This is a genomic window from Allorhizobium sp. NPDC080224 (assembly GCF_050281005.1).
GTDB lineage: Bacteria > Pseudomonadota > Alphaproteobacteria > Rhizobiales > Rhizobiaceae > Allorhizobium.
In genome coordinates, this window is record NZ_JBNNWJ010000001.1 from 465,157 (window position 1) to 481,558 (window position 16,402).

The window sequence follows — 16,402 nt, forward strand, 5'->3', positions numbered from 1 at the left end:
GTCAGGCCCTGCATGAATTGGAAAAGGCGGTTCTCGGGCCGCCTTTTCTATTTCCGATCTCAGTTCGTCAGCTCATACGACCGCCGCAGCCCCTGAGCGTCGAGCCATGCGATCACCGCCTCCGGCTCGTCCGTCTGGATGATCGTGACGCCCCGTTCGACGAAGAAGCCCCAGACATCCTCGGGTTGCCCGGTCGAAAGCGCGAGATAATCGCCGCGTCCGCCCGCCACCATGCCTTCAGGGCGATCGGTGATCGGATAGGTGTTGATCCAGAGATGCGTGTTATTCCGGACCGCTGCCGCGCGGGCGAGAGGCGAGAGCAGAGGTCCGCCATCCGTAGTGATCGGCTCCGATGAATCCCGATACCAGTGGACTAGCTCAGCGGCCGGTGCGCCGAGCGCTGATTGGGCGCGGTCGATGAAGGCAGGCTCGGTCACGGCGTCATCGGCAAGGATCGGCATGAAGGCGAAGTCGGCCCCGATGGCGCGGCGGATGTCGCGGGCGAGTTGCAGCCGGTCGGCATTCCAGACGGCCATAGGAGCACGCCGTCGGTCATGCCGAGGCTGCGGGCGAGATCCGCGATCTCGACCAGGGCTTCCGGCTCGAGCTTGTTGTCGATGTTGATCAGGATCCGGCCGCGCGCATGCAGCATCGCTTCTTCGAGCGTGAAGACATGTTCGTCGGTCGTGCGACGGTCTCCCTCGACCACGAGCCGGCAGGTTCTAAGCTCTGCAAGGGTGAACTCGGCCACTTTTCCTCGGCACGTGGTAGTGCGGTCGAGTGTTTCATCATGCATGATGACGAGCGCGCCGTCTTTCGAGCGCCGCACGTCGAGCTCCACCATTTCAACCCCGGTCGAAACGGCGTGGTCTATGGCGGCAAACGAATTTTCGGCGCGGACAACGACGCCTTCCTTCTTCCAGCCGGCGCGATGGGCCACGACCATGACATGATCGCGGTTGAGGTTGGCCTTAGTCAGGCGCTCGTGAATGAGGGCCGCACGATTGGACGGAGGAATGGGGGCAAGGCTTGCAGCCCCCGTGACGAGGGTCAGAAGCAGGCCGAGGACGAGAACGGCGAGACGCATGAGCAGGGCTCCGATCTTCAATGTCGTTCTCGCCGCAGTAGGCGCTTCGGGTGAAGCCGCCATGACGGTTTTCTGAAGCCTCTGTGACATCGAGGCATGGAACAGTCGCCGGGCCGTACCGTTGAACGGTGGCGACAGGAATGAAAGGAAGATGCGCATGATGACGACGACGACCGGCATACCGGAAGGCCACAGGGCCATCGACGTCGAACTACCCGTCAATGCGATGTTGCATCTCTGGCTGAAGGCCGTGACGCCGGATGAGCCGGGAGCCGTTTCCTTCTACAGCGTCAATGGCAAATTCGGCGAAGTCCAGGCCGTCAATTCGGAGGAAAACTCCTTCCGTATCTACCATGTCTTCGGCGGCGGCACGGTCACACTGGCCTATGATACGGCGGTGACCTCACTCTCAGTTGCCTATTGGTTTACACCATCGGACGTGCTGGAAACCGGCATTACGGTCATCCACACCAATCCGGCCAACGAGCCGCCGGATCTGCCTGCTGGATATCACTTCCGCCCGCCCTTCGGCTGGATGAACGACCCGAACGGCTTCGGTCGGTTCGGCGGGCGCCCGCATCTCTTCTACCAGCACTATTCGCATGGCCGGATCTGGAACAACATGCATTGGGGTCACGCCGTTTCCTCCGACTATTTGCGCTGGCGACACCTTCCGGTCTTCCTCTTCCCGTCGGAAGAGCTGACGGTCAGGCCGGATAAGCGCGGTGGGGCATTTTCCGGTTCGGCAATTGCGCGCACCGACGGGCCCGGCATCCGCGTCTTCTTCACAGAGAAGATTGCCGACCGAATTCCCGAACAGGAAATCCAGTTGACGGCGACATCGACCGATCTGTTTAGCGCGGGTGCTGCCGAGGTCTTCCTGCCCCGCAGGCCGGATGGCGAGGGTCTGACTTTCGATTTCCGCGACCCCTATGTGTTCCGGGGGCCTGACGGCCTCTGGAAGATGCTGCTCGGCAGCCAGAGCGACACCGGTGGCGTCGTGCTGCTTTACGAGACGGAGGATAACACCGCGGCCTCCGGCTGGGTTTATGTCGGCAAGCTCTACACCGAGACGCGCTATGAAACCTCTGCGCTTGAATGCCCCTGCCTTCTGCCCATGGATGGCGATTACCGTGACCCCGCCACCCGCTGGGCGCTGATCTATGGCCTGATGAACGGCGAGGACAAGGAGACGGGTCGGCGAAACCTGACGATGATCGACATCGGCTGGTTCGATGGGCGAAGCTTCGCCAAGTCCTTCGGCCGTGAACTCGATTTCGGCACCGACAACTATGCTTTCCAGGCATTCGTCGACGGCAACACGCCGGTCGGCATCGGCTGGCTCGGCAATTGGGCGGATACCGGTCCGACCGTCGATTTTCCCTCTGCGATGACACTGCCGCGCACGCTGGTTCTCGAAGGAGACACACTGCTGACGCCTCCCATTGGCGCAGCCGAAAGCCTGCGCGCGCGCATGCTCGACCGTACGCGGCTGGCGTCGGGGCAACGTATCGAGCTGCCCAATGGTGCTGCCGAGATAACCTTCGAGTTGTCAGAGGCCGGCGGCGCGTTTCGCCTGGAGTTCGACCACCCGGACATTCGCCTCGCCATTGCCCAGCATGAGGAAGGCCTCGAGATCCTGCATGGCTATCTCGACCGCCCCGAAGAGCCGCCGGGTCCGCGCTATCTCGCGAAGGCCGCGGGCGCCCGCCGTTTGCGCGTCTTTCTCGACTACGGTTCTCTGGAGGTTTTCGCCGATGGCGGGCGCGTGGCCGGTACCAAGCGGATTGCCGGCTTCGAACCGGTACGGGCGGCAAGGCTCGTGGCTGAACCCGGTGTCGTGGTGAACGCCACCGTATGGAGCCTCAGGCTCTGAGATCCCTGCGACATCGACTGTCATTGGGCTGTCAACAAGCCGGGATTAGGGTTCTGCAACAATCAGGCAGGGCCGATCATGAACATGCGAGAGACCACCGACGCCACCATCCGCGCAGCTGAAATCCACACCGAGATGGTGACCCTCAGGCAAGCAATCCTCGACGGAGCATCGCTTTCGTCTTCAGGGCATGGTGAAGCGGACCCCGCGATCGTCAATCTGGACCATTATCTCGCTCTGCGTCGTCACGATATCCGTTCGTTGCAACGCCGCCTTATGGCGCTTGGCCTTTCTTCGATGGGTCGGTTGGAAAGCCGGGTCCTGCCGACGATCGATGCCGTGATCCATGCGCTGGCATCGCTTTCTGGCGTCCGGGCAGGGGCACCCGCCATGCCGACGGAAACGGATTTTTTCGCTGGCGAGGCGCGGCTCGAGGCCTCAACCGTTGCCCTGTTTGGTACAACGCCGGCCAGCCGCCGGACGCGGATCATGGTGACGCTGCCCAGTCAGGCCGCCAAAGGTCCGGACCTCACCCTGGACCTTGCCCGGGCCGGAATGGATGTCGCCCGCATCAATTGTGCCCATGACGATCCGGAGGCCTGGCGCGCCATGACTGCTTTCGTCCGGGAAGCCGCCGGCGTCTGCGGACGTGACATCAAGGTTCTGATGGACATTGCCGGCCCGAAGATCAGGACCGGCGAGGTGGCCTCGGTCGACAAGAAGCCGAGGCTGCAGATCGGGGACCGCGTCCGCCTGGTGGCAAACGCCGCACCGCGCATCGATGAGAAAGTCCTGCACTCCGCAGCGGTCTCCCTGCCGGAAATGGTGACTCGACTCTCTGTCGGCGATCGGCTCCGTTACGATGACGGAAAGCTCGAAGCGGTTGTCGAAAGTGTAGCAGAGGAGGAGGCGATCATAGTCGTTCGTCGCACCAAATCTGGCGGCACACGCTTGAAGCCGGAAAAGGGCATAAACCTTCCAGACACAGCTCTTGGGCTTTCGCCGCTGACCACCAAGGACGAAGCCGACCTGGAAATGGTCATCGAATGCGCCGATCTCATCGGCTATTCCTTTGTCAGTCGACCGGAAGACATCGATCTGCTTGACGACGTCCTCTCTCGCCACGGCAGGATCGATCGGCAGCTCGGCTTGATCGCCAAGATCGAGCAGCCGCTTGCGCTCACCAATCTGCCGGCCCTCATCGCGCGGGCACGCCAGCGCGGGCCGTTCGGCGTGATGATTGCACGTGGCGATCTCGCGGCGGAAATCGGCTTTGAACGGCTGGCGGAAATGCAGGAGGAGATCCTCTGGATCTGCGAGGCCGCCTCCGTCCCCTGCATCTGGGCGACACAGGTGCTGGAAGACATGGTCAAACAGGGCATTCCGACACGCGGCGAGATGACCGATGCCGCTATGGCGGCGCGGGCCGAGTGCGTGATGCTGAACAAGGGGCCGGCTGTGGTCGAGGCGGTCTCGCTTCTCGACCGTCTGATGGGGCGCATGAACGATCACGTCTTCAAGAAGACGCCCACACTGCGCGCCTTGAAGAGCTGGTGAGGTCGGGCGTCGCAAGCCCGCTTATCCGCAAGAGCTATTCGGCGGCCGCACTGCGTTGCGAGGAAACCTGCGTGATGAAGGCACGAAGCGCAGCAGGCCGCACCGGCTTGTGCTGCAGGGTGATCGAATGGCGCTCCGCTTCCGCGCGCACGTCGGCTGAGCGATCGGCCGTGATCAGAAGAGCGGGAATGTCGGCCTGCGTCAGTGCTCTCAGCCTGAGAACTGCCCCAATGCCGCTGCCATCGTCGAGATGGTAATCGACTATGACCAGATCCGGAGCCTTGCCGGACTTGATCAGTTCATCCATTTCCGCGATCGAGCCCGCGCATTCGACGGTGCAGCCCCATCCGGAGATGAGAAGTTGCATGCCCTCGAGGATCTTCGGCTCATTGTCGATGCACAGCACCCGGAAGCCATGCAGCGCCGGCGTGGAGCGACTGCCGGCATCGATCGGTACAACGCCCTGGGTGGCCGGCTTGGCGACATCGAGCGGCATGACGACCTTGAACGTCGTGCCCCTGCCGGGCTTCGAGGCGAGTTCCACCGGGTGTTGCAGCACCTTGGCGATGCGGTCGACGATCGACAAGCCGAGGCCGAGACCGGATGCTGTGCGCATGCCTTCTTCGAGCCGCGCGAACTCCTTGAACACTGTGCGAAACTTGGACGAGGGGATACCGATGCCGCTATCCGTGACCTGGATCACCACATTGTCGCCTTGACGCCGGGCCCCGACCACGACGCGGCCTGACGGCGTGTACTTGATCGCGTTCGAAACAAGGTTCTGGACGAGGCGGCGCAGCAGGGTCGGATCCGAGCGGACCGACAGTGTTGTCGGCATCACCACGAGCTTGAGGTCCTTTTCTCGAGCCATCGGCGCGAAGTCGGTTTCGATCCTTTGCAAGAGGCTGTTCAACGGCACGCTGGAAAAGCGTGGCTTCATCGCGCCGGTGTCCAGACGCGAAATGTCGAGAACGGCACCGAGAATGCTCTCGACCGATTCTAGAGCAGAATCGATATTGCCGACCAACGCGCTGTTTTGGGAATCGCCGAGCCGCTCGACCAGTGACGAGGAATAGAGCCTTGCCGCGTTGAGAGGCTGAAGGATGTCGTGACCAGCGGCTGCGAAGAAGCGGGTCTTGCCGATATTGGCCTCGTCGGCTGCCGCGCGGGCCTCCGCCAGTGCATGGTTCACCCGTGTCAGTTCTGCCGTGCGTTCGCTGACGCGTTGCTCCAGCGTTTCGTTCGCTTGCTTGAGGGCCTGGTCGGCCTCCACCCGGGCGGTGATGTCGCTGAAGGTCGCGACCAGGCCCTTGTCGGGCATCAGATTGCAGCGCACTTCGATGATCCGATGGCCACCGGCCAGCACCATCTGGAACGGCCTGTCGAACTGGTGGAAGCTTCGGATCACAGCCTGTGTGTCACCGGCCGGAACATCGCCTCGCTGCGCCAGAATGGCGATCATGTCGAGCAGCGGAAATCCGACCTGGCCGACATGCTCGGGCAGGTCCAGCAGAGTGCGGAAGCGCCGGTTCCAGATCGTCAAGCGGTCGGACGCGTCGAAGACGGCGATCCCTTGCTCCATCTGGGCGAGTGCCGTCTGCATCATGTCCTGATTGTATTGCAGCGCTTCCGAGGCCTGGTCGAGCAGCCAGACCGTGTCGGCCGATGGATCCTCGGCCTTCTGCAGGATCAGCGACAGGACTAGCCGCGCCGAAGACGAACCGATCGCGCTGCCGAGCAACTGTTCGGAAAAATGGATGAAGGCCATGTCGGCCGGACTGTCATCGGCGAGTTTGCGGCCAACCGTCTGCTCGTAGGACCGGAATGACCGCTCCATGCGCTCATTGCCGAGATAGCGGGCAATCGCAGCCTTCAGGTCGCCGACGGCGACACTCGTCTTCCATCCCCGGGTTGCGGAGTTGGAACGCGGCTGGCGCTTGATGAAGATCGCCGACTGGATGCGCTCCACAGGGCGCGGATTGCGGCTGAGCGAACCGATAACGAAGGCGAGTGTGTTGACCAGCAGGCTGAAGATTGTCGCATTGACAAGCGGATCGGCATATTGCGGTTCGAACATCGATAGCCCGGGCAACAGGAAACCCAGCACTGCGGACGCGATCCAGGAATGATCTTCGGCGCCGAGGCTCGGCAGGAAGAGCAGGTATGCCCAGACCAGGAACCCGATGGTGAGGCCAGCAATCGCGCCTCGTGCATTGGCCCGCCGCCAGATCAGGCCGCCGAACATGGCCGGTGCGATCTGCGCGATGGCGGTGAAAGACAGAAGGCCGATCTTGGCGAGCCCCGTCGTATTGTCGGCGGATCGGAAGTAGACATAGCCGAGCAGCAACACGCCGAAGATCGCCGTGCGGCGGATATGCAAGAGCGTCTTGGCGAAATCCTCGCGCTGGCTGGGCCGCCCCAGCAGCTTTTGCCGCAGGAAGATCGGCAGGACCATGTCGTTCGACACCATGATCGCGAGCGCCACGGAGGCGACGATCACCATGGCGGTCGCGGCTGAGAAGCCGCCGATGAAGGTCAGCAGCGACACGAAGCCGGAGCCGGCTTCGAGCGGCAGCGAGAGCACGTAGAGATCGGCATCGCCGCTGCCGCCGAACATCAACACACCGGCGATGGCCGCCGGCAAGACGAAGATGTTGATGGCGATCAGATAGATCGGCATCAGGATACCGGCGAGCTTCAGTTCCCGGGGCGTGCGGTTCTCGACCACGGTGACATGGAACTGCCGAGGCAGCATGATGATCGCGAAGGCCGAAAGCGCAATCAACAACAGCCAGCGACTGGGCGGCGTTTCATGCGTCAGGGCGGCCATGACAGCCTCGCTCTCGGTGGCCTTCTGCCAGAGATCCGCCGGGCCATCGAACATTACCCAGATGACGAAGACGCCCAATGTCCAGAAAGCGATGAGCTTGACCACCGATTCCATGGCGATGGCGAGGATCAGGCCGTCCTGGTGCTCTGTCGCATCGGTATGGCGTGTACCGAAGATCACCGCGAAGCAGGCAAGGATGAAAGCGACGATCAGTGGCAGGTCGATGAAGTAGAGATTGCCGGTCCCGATGCCGTAAGCGGTTGGATCCATGACGGCTGCGACCGAACTTGACACCGCTTTCAGCTGGAGCGCGATATAGGGAATGATGCCTACCAGGTAAATCACGGTGACCAGCATGCCGACGACGGGGTTCTTACCGTATCGTGCCGCAACGAAGTCAGCCCCGGAGGTGATCTTTTCTGTCTTGGCAAGTTCGACGATCCGCCGCAGGATCGGCATGCCGAGCGTATACATCAGGATCGGGCCGATGTAGATCGCCATGAATTCCAGACCATGCTCGGCGGCAAGGCCCACGCCGCCGAAATAGGTCCAGGACGTGCAATAGACGGCAAGGCTCAGCGCATAGACGACCGGCCGTCCCCCCGCAGGAACGCCATGCACGCGCGTCTTCCGGTCCCCGTAGCTTGCGACGGCAAACAGGAGCAACAGGTAACCGATCGCTGACGCAACGATGATCCAGCCTGGGAACACCTTTTCCTCCTCGACTGCGCCCGGTGGGGAACCTTAGGGCATGTCTGCGTCTTTTGAAATCGTTTCGAATATTGACCTTAGTCGAAAGGGAATGGCGGCCTGTGCCAAATTACCATTTTCGAAAGCGTGAAGATTGATTAACCATGATCCCGGACCGGTTGTGTGCCGGCAAATCTCGGGACCATCTAGGAGCAGGGGAAAATGCTACACGAATTCAAGACATTCATCGCCCGCGGCAACGTCATGGACCTTGCCGTCGGCGTGATCATTGGCGGCGCCTTCGGTCTGATCGTCAGCTCGCTGGTCGAGGACGTCGTCATGCCTGTTGTCGGCGTCATTTTTGGCGGCTTCGATTTTTCGAATTATTTCCTGCCTTTGAGCAGCAATGTCACGGCAGAGACGCTGGCCGCCGCCCGCGAGCAGGGTGCCGTCTTCGCCTATGGCAACTTCATCACCGTCGTCATCAACTTCTTGATCCTCGCCTGGATCATCTTCCTGATGGTCAAGGGCGTGAACTCGCTGCGCAAGTCGATGGAAAAGGAAGAGCTGAAGGCCTCTGAAGCTGCTCCGCCGCCGGCTGATGTGCAGCTTCTGACCGAGATCCGCGACCTGCTGAAGACTCGCTGAAACCTCTCTGCGATCCGGCTGCGGATCGCAGAACCCATCAGCAGGATCGATCCTGTCCTCAAGGAATATCATGGGATTTTTGCCCGGCGATCGGTTAGACAGTCGGCACCGATCGAAGGAGTGAATTTCCCATGGCACTGTTGGACAGCCTTAGCCCCCGCGCGCTCGCCGCACCGGAAAGCGGTATCGTCGAGATCATCAACTATGCACGGGGTCGAGACGGGCTTCTGCCGCTATGGGCGGGCGAGGGCGATCTGCCCACGCCCGACTTCATCAATCGTGCCGCGAGCGAAGCTTTGCTTGGCGGAGAGACCTTCTACACCTGGCAGCGCGGTATTCCGGAACTCCGCCAGGCGCTCTCGCGCTACTACAAGCGCCACTTCGCCGTTGATCTGCCGGTCGAACATTTTTACGTCACGGCGTCTGGCATGCAGGCCATCGCGCTTGCCGTTCAGGCTCTGACCTCGCCCGGCGATGAGATGATCTATCTCTCGCCCTGCTGGCCGAACATCGTTTCGGCGATCGATCTCGCCGGCGCAAAGTCTGTTTGCGTTCCGCTTTCCTTCACCGACGGCCGCTGGGTGCTCGATCTCGATCAGCTGGAAAAGGCGATCACCCCGAAGACCAAAGCGCTCTTCATCAACACCCCGTCGAACCCGACCGGCTGGACGGCGACCCGCGAAGACTTGAAGGCCATCCTCGAGATTGCCCGCCGCCACGGCATCTGGATCCTCGCCGACGAGATCTATGCGCTCTACTACTACGGCTCGTCCGAACGGGCGCCGTCTTTCTTCGACGTGATGGAGGAGGGCGACAAGGTGATGTTTGCCAATTCATTCTCGAAGAACTGGTCGATGACCGGCTGGCGCGTCGGCTGGATCGTTGCTCCACCGGAGCTCGGTCAGGTGCTCGAAAACCTCATCCAGTATTCGACCTCGGGCGTCGCGCAGTTCATGCAGCGCGGTGCGGTCATCGCCCTCGATCAGGGGGACGATTTCATACGGGAAAACATCGCGCGCGCCACGGCCTCGCGCGACATTCTCTGCGACGCATTGATTGCCACCAACAGGGTCGAGACCTTGAAGCCGGAAGGAGCACTCTATGCCTTCCTGAAGATCGACGGCATCACCGACAGCCGCAAGGCAGCGCTTGATATCGTCGACAAGACCGGCGTCGGCATGGCACCGGGCACGGCCTTCGGCAAGGGTGGCCTGCCGTTCCTAAGGGCCTGCTTCCTGCGCAACCCCGCCCATATCGAAGACGCAGCCGAACGCCTCAGCGGATATATCAAGGCTCTCTGATCTCCCGAAGCGATCGGATGGTGAATCGATAAAATTCGACTGAAACGGCTTACTCGAACTTTACGAAGAATTCGAATAGTTAAGCCGTTTCAGTGGCTTGGAGGCTTTCGATAAGCACTCCGTAAGATGCGCATGCTTTTCATGTCCCGATAAGAAGAACACGGGAAGAAAAGTCATGGCGATCTTGGTGACAGGTGGCGCAGGCTTCATCGGCAGCCATATGGTGTGGGCTCTCCTCGATGCCGGGGAAGAGGTGGTCGTGGTCGACCGGCTGTCCACGGGCTTTCGTTGGGCGGTCGCCCCCCAGGCACGTTTTTATCTGGGCGATATCGCCAAGCCGACTGTCCTCAAGCAGATCTTCGCCGAGAACGACATTGAGGCGATCATCCATTTCGCAGGCTCGATCGTCGTGCCGGAATCGATCGCCAATCCCCTGAGCTATTACGAGAACAACACCGAAAACACCCGCCGTCTCTTGTCGGCCGCCGTCAAGGCGGGGATTGACAAGGTCATCTTCTCGTCGACGGCGGCGGTCTACGGTCTGCCGGACAAGCCGCTGCCGGTGCGGGAGGATGCGCCACTGCGGCCGGAATCGCCCTATGGGCAATCCAAGCTGATGAGCGAAATGATGCTACGCGATACGGCGCGCGCCCACGGTCTCTGCTACGTGGCGCTGCGCTATTTCAACGTCGCCGGTGCCGATGTGCAGGGGCGCGCCGGAAATTCCGCCGTCGGTGCCACGCATCTGCTCAAGGTGGCCTGTGAGGCAGCGCTCGGCAAACGTTCCTCGATGTCTGTCTATGGCACTGACTACGACACCCCAGATGGCACGGGTGTGCGGGACTACATTCACATCAACGACCTCGTGGATGCCCATCTCCAGGCGTTGCGATACTTGCGAAAGGGTGGCGGGCCCCTGGTGGCCAACTGCGGCTACGGCAAGGGATACTCGGTGCTCGACATCATCGAAGCGGTGCGTCGTGCCACAAATACTGATTTCCACGTCGATTACGCGCCGCGCCGTCCCGGCGATGCGTCGCTTGTCGTGGCGGATTCCACCTTGGCGAAACAGGTTCTGGAGTGGACACCGCGTTACGATGACCTGGGCGTCATCGTCAACACGGCCCTTGCCTGGGAACGGCGGCTTGAGGAGCAGGCCACGCCCGATATCAAAGATCTTCGCCGCCGGCTTGCCAGCGGTTTCTAGTCACATGGTTCGTTGCGCCAGAGAGACGCCGTCCCGGTTCGCCGGGACGGCGTTTTGCTGACGCGAAACGATCGGGCGAAGCAATCTCCAATTGACGTGGATCAAGTTCGCCGACCGTCCAGGCGGCTATGTCTATGCTGTCCTGGTGAAGCCGATGTCCGGCGATGGCAGGCGGATCTCGGAGATGGCGGATGGCAAAGCGTCAAAGCGGCTGGCTGGTCGCATTGCTGATGATCGTGGTGGGCGGCGGGGCCTATTATGGCTGGAAGACCCTTGAAGGTGACGGCCTGCCGGCAAATATCGCGCACGGCAATGGTCGCATCGAGGCAGTGGAAATCGACATTTCCACAAAGACCGGCGGCCGGGTGAAAGACATTCTCGTCGAAGAAGGTGATTTCGTCAGCGCCGGTCAGGTGTTGGCCCTGATGGACACGAACCAGCTCGATGCACATCGCCGTCAGGCCGTGGCTGAACATCGCCGCACGCTCGTTGCCGTAGACACCGCCAGAAGCATTGTCGCCCAGCGGGAGGCCGAGCGCGAGGCAGCCCTTGCGACTGTTTCCCAGCGCGAAGCTCAGTTGAACGCCGCAGAAACCACCCTTGCCCGCACGGAACGGCTGATGGAAAGCCGCACCACGAGCCAGCAGGTGGTCGATGACGGCCGTGCTGCAACCGCAAGCGCCCGTGCAGCTCTTGCCGCGTCGAAAGCGCAAGTGGCGGCCTCGGAGGCGGCGATCGGTGCGGCCCGGGCCCAGGTGATTGATGCTGAAGCCGCTGTTGCTGCCGCTTCGGCCGCAATCGAAAGCATAGATGCCGACATTGCCGACAGCACACTCAGGGCGCCGAGAGATGGTCGCGTGCAATACCGCGTTGCCCAGCTCGGCGAAGTTCTGGGCGCAGGCGGTCGCGTCTTGAACATCGTCGATCTCTCCGATGTTTACATGGCCTTCTTCCTGCCGACGGCAGAGGTGGGGCGCATCGCGCTCGGAAGCGAAGCCCGCATAGTGCTCGACGCCGCCGCGGCCTATACCATTCCGGCCAGGATCAGTTTCGTTGCCGATGTCGCGCAGTTCACGCCCAAGACGGTGGAAACCGACGAGGAGCGACAGAAGCTGATGTTCCGCGTCAAGGCGAAGATCCCCGAGGCCTTGCTCAAGAAGTACATCCAGCAGGTCAAAACAGGCCTGCCAGGGATCGCCTATGTCAATCTCGATCCTGCTGCTCCCTGGCCCGAGAGCCTGACGACGACACTGGTGCAGTGACATGAACGGTGTGGCGCAAACTCGATCGGACGATCCTGTCGTGCGCCTTGAAGGGGTGAGCCTCGCCTACGGCAAGACGCTGGCGCTGAACGATGTCTCGCTGGATGTGCCGGCAGGCCGTATGGTTGGTTTGATCGGCCCTGACGGTGTCGGCAAGTCGAGCCTCCTGTCGCTCATCTCCGGCGCCCGCAGGATCCAGACAGGTCGGGTCGAGGCCTTCGGAGGCGACATGGCGCGTGCCTCGCACCGACGCAAATCCTGCCCGCGCATCGCCTATATGCCGCAAGGACTGGGCAAGAACCTTTATCCGACGCTTTCGGTCTTCGAAAATGTCGAATTTTTCGGCCGCCTGTTCGGCCAGGACCGCCGCGAGCGCGAGCGACGCATTGCCGGCCTCTTGCACGCCACCGGCCTGACGCCCTTCGCTGATCGTCCGGCAGGGAAGTTATCGGGCGGCATGAAACAGAAGCTCGGTCTCTGCTGCGCCCTTATTCACGATCCCGATCTTCTGATCCTTGATGAACCGACGACCGGCGTCGACCCTTTATCACGCCGGCAGTTCTGGGAACTGATCGACGGCATCAGGGCCGACCGTCCCGGCATGAGCGTCATCGTGGCGACCGCCTACATGGAAGAGGCCGAGCGCTTCGACTGGCTGGTCGCCATGGACGGCGGGCGCATACTGGATACGGGGACACCGGACGAGTTGCGGAAGAGAACGGCAACCACGACACTCGATGCTGCCTTCGTCGCCTTGCTGCCTCAGGAGAAGCGCGGTCGAAACGAACCGCTGCGGATTGCGAAACGGTCTGAGGCGGATGGCGGCGACATCGCGATCCGTGCGGATCATCTGACCATGCGCTTCGGTGATTTCACCGCCGTCGATGATGTCAGTTTCGAGATCCCGCGCGGCGAGATCTTCGGTTTTCTCGGCTCGAACGGCTGCGGCAAGACGACGACGATGAAAATGCTGACGGGGCTGCTGGCCGCGACCGAGGGCAGGGCGGAGGTCTTCGGCCATCCCGTCGATCCCAAGGACATCGCGATCCGGCGCCGCGTCGGCTATATGAGCCAGGCCTTCTCGCTGTACGGCGAGCTGACGCTTCGGCAGAACCTCGAATTGCATGGCCGTCTCTTCGGGATGGCGGATGCCGAAATTGGGCCGCGGCTGGAGGAACTGGCGAACCGATTTGGCTTGGTCGAGACGCTGGAAGAACTGCCCGATGCTCTGCCGCTCGGGATGCGCCAGAGGCTGTCGCTCGCCGTCGCCTTGATCCACCGTCCCGACATCCTGATCCTCGACGAACCCACATCGGGTGTGGATCCGGTGGCGCGTGACGGCTTTTGGGCTCTGCTGGCCGACCTCTCCCGGCGCGACAGCGTGACCATCTTCGTCTCGACCCATTTCATGAACGAGGCGGCACTGTGCGACAGGATCTCGCTGATGCATGCCGGCAAGGTTCTGGTCACCGATAGGCCCGAGGCAATCGTTTCAAGCTGTGGCGCCGAAAACCTGGAGCAGGCCTTCATCCATCATCTGGAACAGGCGATCGGCGAAGAAGTCGTGCCCACTTTTCGCTCTGGCGAGGTTGAAGACGCTGCAATCTCAGCGCCCGCGCCATCGACGGAAGTGAAAGGTCATCGCCCGCTTCTTGATCGCCGTCGGCTGCTCGCTTTCAGCCGTCGCGAAGCGTTGGAGCTTGTCCGTGACCCCATTCGAGCGACGCTTGCCATGCTCGGCAGCCTCATTCTGATGTTCGTCATCGGCTATGGCATCAATCTCGATGTCGAGAACCTGACCTTCGCGGCTCTCGACCGCGACGACACGGTCTTGAGCCGGGAATATATCGCGGAGATCGCCGGTTCCCGATACTTCATCGAGCGGCCGCCGCTGACCGACTACCAGGAGCTCGATCGCCGCATGCGCGCCGGCGACATCAGCCTCGCGATCGAGATCCCGCCCGGCTTCGGCCGCGATCTTGCCCGCGGCAATCGCACTGTCGACGTGGGTGCCTGGATCGACGGAGCGATGCCGGCTCGGGCCGAAACCGTCTCGGGTTATGTCCAGGGCATGCATGCAAGCTGGCTCGCCCGCAAGGCCCGCGAACTTTACGGCGACAAGGCCACTCTGGCGCCTTTCGAGATCGAATTGCGCTATCGCTACAATCCGAATGTGGAAAGCCTTGTCTCGATGGTCCCGGCGGTCATCCCGCTCCTGCTGATGCTTATCCCGGCCATGCTGTCGGTGTTGAGCGTGGTGCGTGAAAAGGAACTCGGCTCGATCATCAATTTCTACGTCACGCCGGTGACGCGTCTCGAATTTTTGCTTGGCAAGCAACTGCCGTATATCGGTATCGCTTTCCTGAACTTCCTCACCCTAACGGCCTTCGCCATCTTCGGCTTCCAGGTGCCTCTCACGGGAAGCTTTGCGGTTCTGGCGCTGGGAGCCTTGCTCTACGTCTTTGCCGCAACCGCGCTCGGTCTCCTCCTGTCGAGCTTCATGAAGAGCCAGATCTCCGCGATCTTCGGCACCACGCTGATCACGATCATCCCGGCCGTCCAATTTTCCGGCATGCTGTCGCCCGTCTCCGCTCTGCAAGGGGCAGGCGCCCTGATCGGGCAGATCTATCCTGCGAGCCATTTTGTCACCATCTCGCGCGGTGTCTTCTCCAAGGGGCTGACCTTCGCCGATCTTGAGCCTCAACTGCTGGCGCTCGCAATCATCGGTCCGCTCCTTCTCGTCGCAGGGACCTTCCTCCTGAAAAAGCAGGCGGTGTGACCCATGCGGCTGGCCAACATTCTCGAGCTCGGCATCAAGGAACTCCGCGGTCTCGCCCGCGACCCGGCCCTGCTGCTCCTGATCGTCTATGCCTTCACCCTGAACATTTACACGGCCGCCACCGCCGAGCCCGAGACGCTGAACAAGGCGGCGGTCGCCATTGTCGATGAGGACCGGTCGCAAGTCTCGTTGCGCATCGAAAGCGCGCTCTACCCGCCTTATTTCTTAGCCCCGCAGATGATCACACCAGCTGACATCGATCCCCGCATGAATGCCGGCCTCGACACCTTCGTACTCGATATCCCGCCCGGTTTTCAGCGCGATCTTCTGGCCGGCCGCAGTCCGCAGATTCAGCTCAATGTAGATGCGACCCAAATGACCCAGGCCTTTTCCGGCGGCAGGTACATTCAGGAAATCGTCACGCGCGAGGTGACGGATTTCCTCAGCCGGGGAGACCCAGCGGATCAGGCGAGCGTCGGTCTGTCGCTCCGGGCACGCTTCAATCCCGAGCTCGACAAAGGCTGGTTCGGATCGATCAATGAAGTCATTTCCGCTGTCACCATGCTGTCGATCATCCTGACCGGGGCGGCTCTGATCCGGGAGAGGGAGCACGGCACGATCGAACATCTCCTCGTCATGCCGGTCACGCCTGCGGAAATCATGCTGAGCAAGATCTGGTCGATGGGCCTGGTCGTGCTGCTGGCGACGATGTTTTCGCTCTTCGTCGTCGTGCAAGGCGCGCTAAACGTGCCACTTCAGGGCTCCATGACCCTTTTCCTCATCGGGGCAGCGCTACAACTGGTTGCCGCGACATCCATGGGCATCTTCCTCGCCACGGTCGCCGGGTCGATGCCGCAGTTCGGTTTGTTGCTGATGCTGGTTCTTCTGCCGTTGCAGATCCTGTCGGGCGGCATGACGCCCCGTGAAAGCATGCCCGAGGTGATCCAGTGGATCATGTCGGCGGCACCCAACACGCACTTCGTCATCATGGCCCAGGCGGTTCTCTTCAGGGATGCCGGGCTCGATGTCGTCTGGCCGCAGATCCTGGCGCTGCTCGCGATCTCGGCCGTGTTCTTCGTCCTGTCCCTGCGCCGCTTTCGCGCCTTCCTGCGCTAAAACAGCAAAAAGCCGGAGAGGCGGCTGCATCTCCGGCTTCTTCTAGCGG

Annotated in this window: 11 protein-coding genes; 8 read left to right on the top strand and 3 right to left on the bottom strand. The window is 61.7% G+C overall.

Going from position 1 to position 16,402, the window contains the following annotated elements; all coding sequences use genetic code 11:
* Positions 1-59: 59 nt before the first annotated feature.
* Positions 60-461, bottom strand: a complete 402-nt coding sequence (locus ACQKP1_RS02310; RefSeq protein WP_427274042.1) for a hypothetical protein — start codon at positions 459-461, stop codon at positions 60-62.
* Positions 434-1,288, bottom strand: a complete 855-nt coding sequence (locus ACQKP1_RS02315) for a glycerophosphodiester phosphodiesterase family protein (protein WP_427274043.1) — start codon at positions 1,286-1,288, stop codon at positions 434-436. The genes ACQKP1_RS02310 and ACQKP1_RS02315 overlap by 28 nt, the downstream gene beginning before the upstream one ends.
* Between ACQKP1_RS02315 and ACQKP1_RS02320 the strand changes: the two genes are divergently transcribed.
* Entirely contained in the window at positions 1,248-2,963 is a 1,716-nt protein-coding gene (locus tag ACQKP1_RS02320; RefSeq protein ID WP_427276380.1) for a GH32 C-terminal domain-containing protein, read from the top strand. The genes ACQKP1_RS02315 and ACQKP1_RS02320 overlap by 41 nt on opposite strands.
* Before the next feature lie 78 nt (positions 2,964-3,041).
* Positions 3,042-4,520 carry a pyruvate kinase gene (locus ACQKP1_RS02325; RefSeq protein WP_427274044.1) on the top strand — a complete coding sequence of 493 codons (1,479 nt, stop codon included), beginning with the start codon at positions 3,042-3,044 and terminating at the stop codon, positions 4,518-4,520.
* A 34-nt stretch (positions 4,521-4,554) separates the two neighbouring features.
* Here ACQKP1_RS02325 and ACQKP1_RS02330 read toward each other — a convergent pair whose 3' ends face one another.
* Entirely contained in the window at positions 4,555-8,061 is a 3,507-nt protein-coding gene (locus ACQKP1_RS02330; protein WP_427274045.1) for a hybrid sensor histidine kinase/response regulator, read from the bottom strand.
* Positions 8,062-8,262: 201 nt separating this feature from the next.
* Between ACQKP1_RS02330 and mscL the strand changes: the two genes are divergently transcribed.
* The 6 genes from mscL to ACQKP1_RS02360 all read left to right on the top strand — a co-directional run bounded on the left by mscL (position 8,263) and on the right by ACQKP1_RS02360 (position 16,353).
* A complete protein-coding gene (gene mscL, locus ACQKP1_RS02335) occupies positions 8,263-8,688 on the top strand; it encodes a large conductance mechanosensitive channel protein MscL (RefSeq protein ID WP_427274046.1) in 426 nt (141 codons plus the stop codon).
* A gap of 131 nt (positions 8,689-8,819) precedes the next feature.
* Positions 8,820-9,989, top strand: a complete 1,170-nt coding sequence (locus ACQKP1_RS02340; protein WP_427274047.1) for a pyridoxal phosphate-dependent aminotransferase — start codon at positions 8,820-8,822, stop codon at positions 9,987-9,989.
* A gap of 175 nt (positions 9,990-10,164) precedes the next feature.
* Complete coding sequence (galE, locus tag ACQKP1_RS02345) at positions 10,165-11,196, top strand: UDP-glucose 4-epimerase GalE (RefSeq protein ID WP_427274048.1); 1,032 nt, start codon at positions 10,165-10,167, stop codon at positions 11,194-11,196.
* Positions 11,197-11,387: 191 nt separating this feature from the next.
* The gene (locus ACQKP1_RS02350) at positions 11,388-12,458 is read left to right on the top strand and encodes an HlyD family secretion protein (protein WP_427274049.1); all 1,071 of its coding nucleotides are present in this window, start codon (positions 11,388-11,390) and stop codon (positions 12,456-12,458) included.
* A 1-nt stretch (position 12,459) separates the two neighbouring features.
* The gene (gene rbbA / locus ACQKP1_RS02355; protein WP_427274050.1) at positions 12,460-15,237 is read left to right on the top strand and encodes a ribosome-associated ATPase/putative transporter RbbA; all 2,778 of its coding nucleotides are present in this window, start codon (positions 12,460-12,462) and stop codon (positions 15,235-15,237) included.
* 3 nt (positions 15,238-15,240) lie between these two features.
* Positions 15,241-16,353: an ABC transporter permease gene (locus ACQKP1_RS02360; RefSeq protein ID WP_427274051.1), complete on the top strand. Its 1,113-nt coding sequence runs from the start codon at positions 15,241-15,243 to the stop codon at positions 16,351-16,353.
* The last annotated feature ends 49 nt before the right edge of the window (positions 16,354-16,402 follow it).

Bases quoted from the DNA above. Each gene is read 5' to 3' on its own strand.
- ACQKP1_RS02340 (WP_427274047.1), top strand. From the start codon at position 8,820: ATGGCACTGTTGGACAGCCTTAGCCCCCGCGCGCTCGCCGCACCGGAA.
- mscL (WP_427274046.1), top strand. From the start codon at position 8,263: ATGCTACACGAATTCAAGACATTCATCGCCCGCGGCAACGTCATGGAC.
- galE (WP_427274048.1), top strand. From the start codon at position 10,165: ATGGCGATCTTGGTGACAGGTGGCGCAGGCTTCATCGGCAGCCATATG.
- ACQKP1_RS02325 (WP_427274044.1), top strand. From the start codon at position 3,042: ATGAACATGCGAGAGACCACCGACGCCACCATCCGCGCAGCTGAAATC.
- rbbA (WP_427274050.1), top strand. From the start codon at position 12,460: ATGAACGGTGTGGCGCAAACTCGATCGGACGATCCTGTCGTGCGCCTT.
- ACQKP1_RS02360 (WP_427274051.1), top strand. From the start codon at position 15,241: ATGCGGCTGGCCAACATTCTCGAGCTCGGCATCAAGGAACTCCGCGGT.
- ACQKP1_RS02320 (WP_427276380.1), top strand. From the start codon at position 1,248: ATGACGACGACGACCGGCATACCGGAAGGCCACAGGGCCATCGACGTC.
- ACQKP1_RS02310 (WP_427274042.1), bottom strand. From the start codon at position 461: ATGCCGATCCTTGCCGATGACGCCGTGACCGAGCCTGCCTTCATCGAC.
- ACQKP1_RS02350 (WP_427274049.1), top strand. From the start codon at position 11,388: ATGGCAAAGCGTCAAAGCGGCTGGCTGGTCGCATTGCTGATGATCGTG.
- ACQKP1_RS02315 (WP_427274043.1), bottom strand. From the start codon at position 1,288: ATGGCCCTGTGGCCTTCCGGTATGCCGGTCGTCGTCGTCATCATGCGC.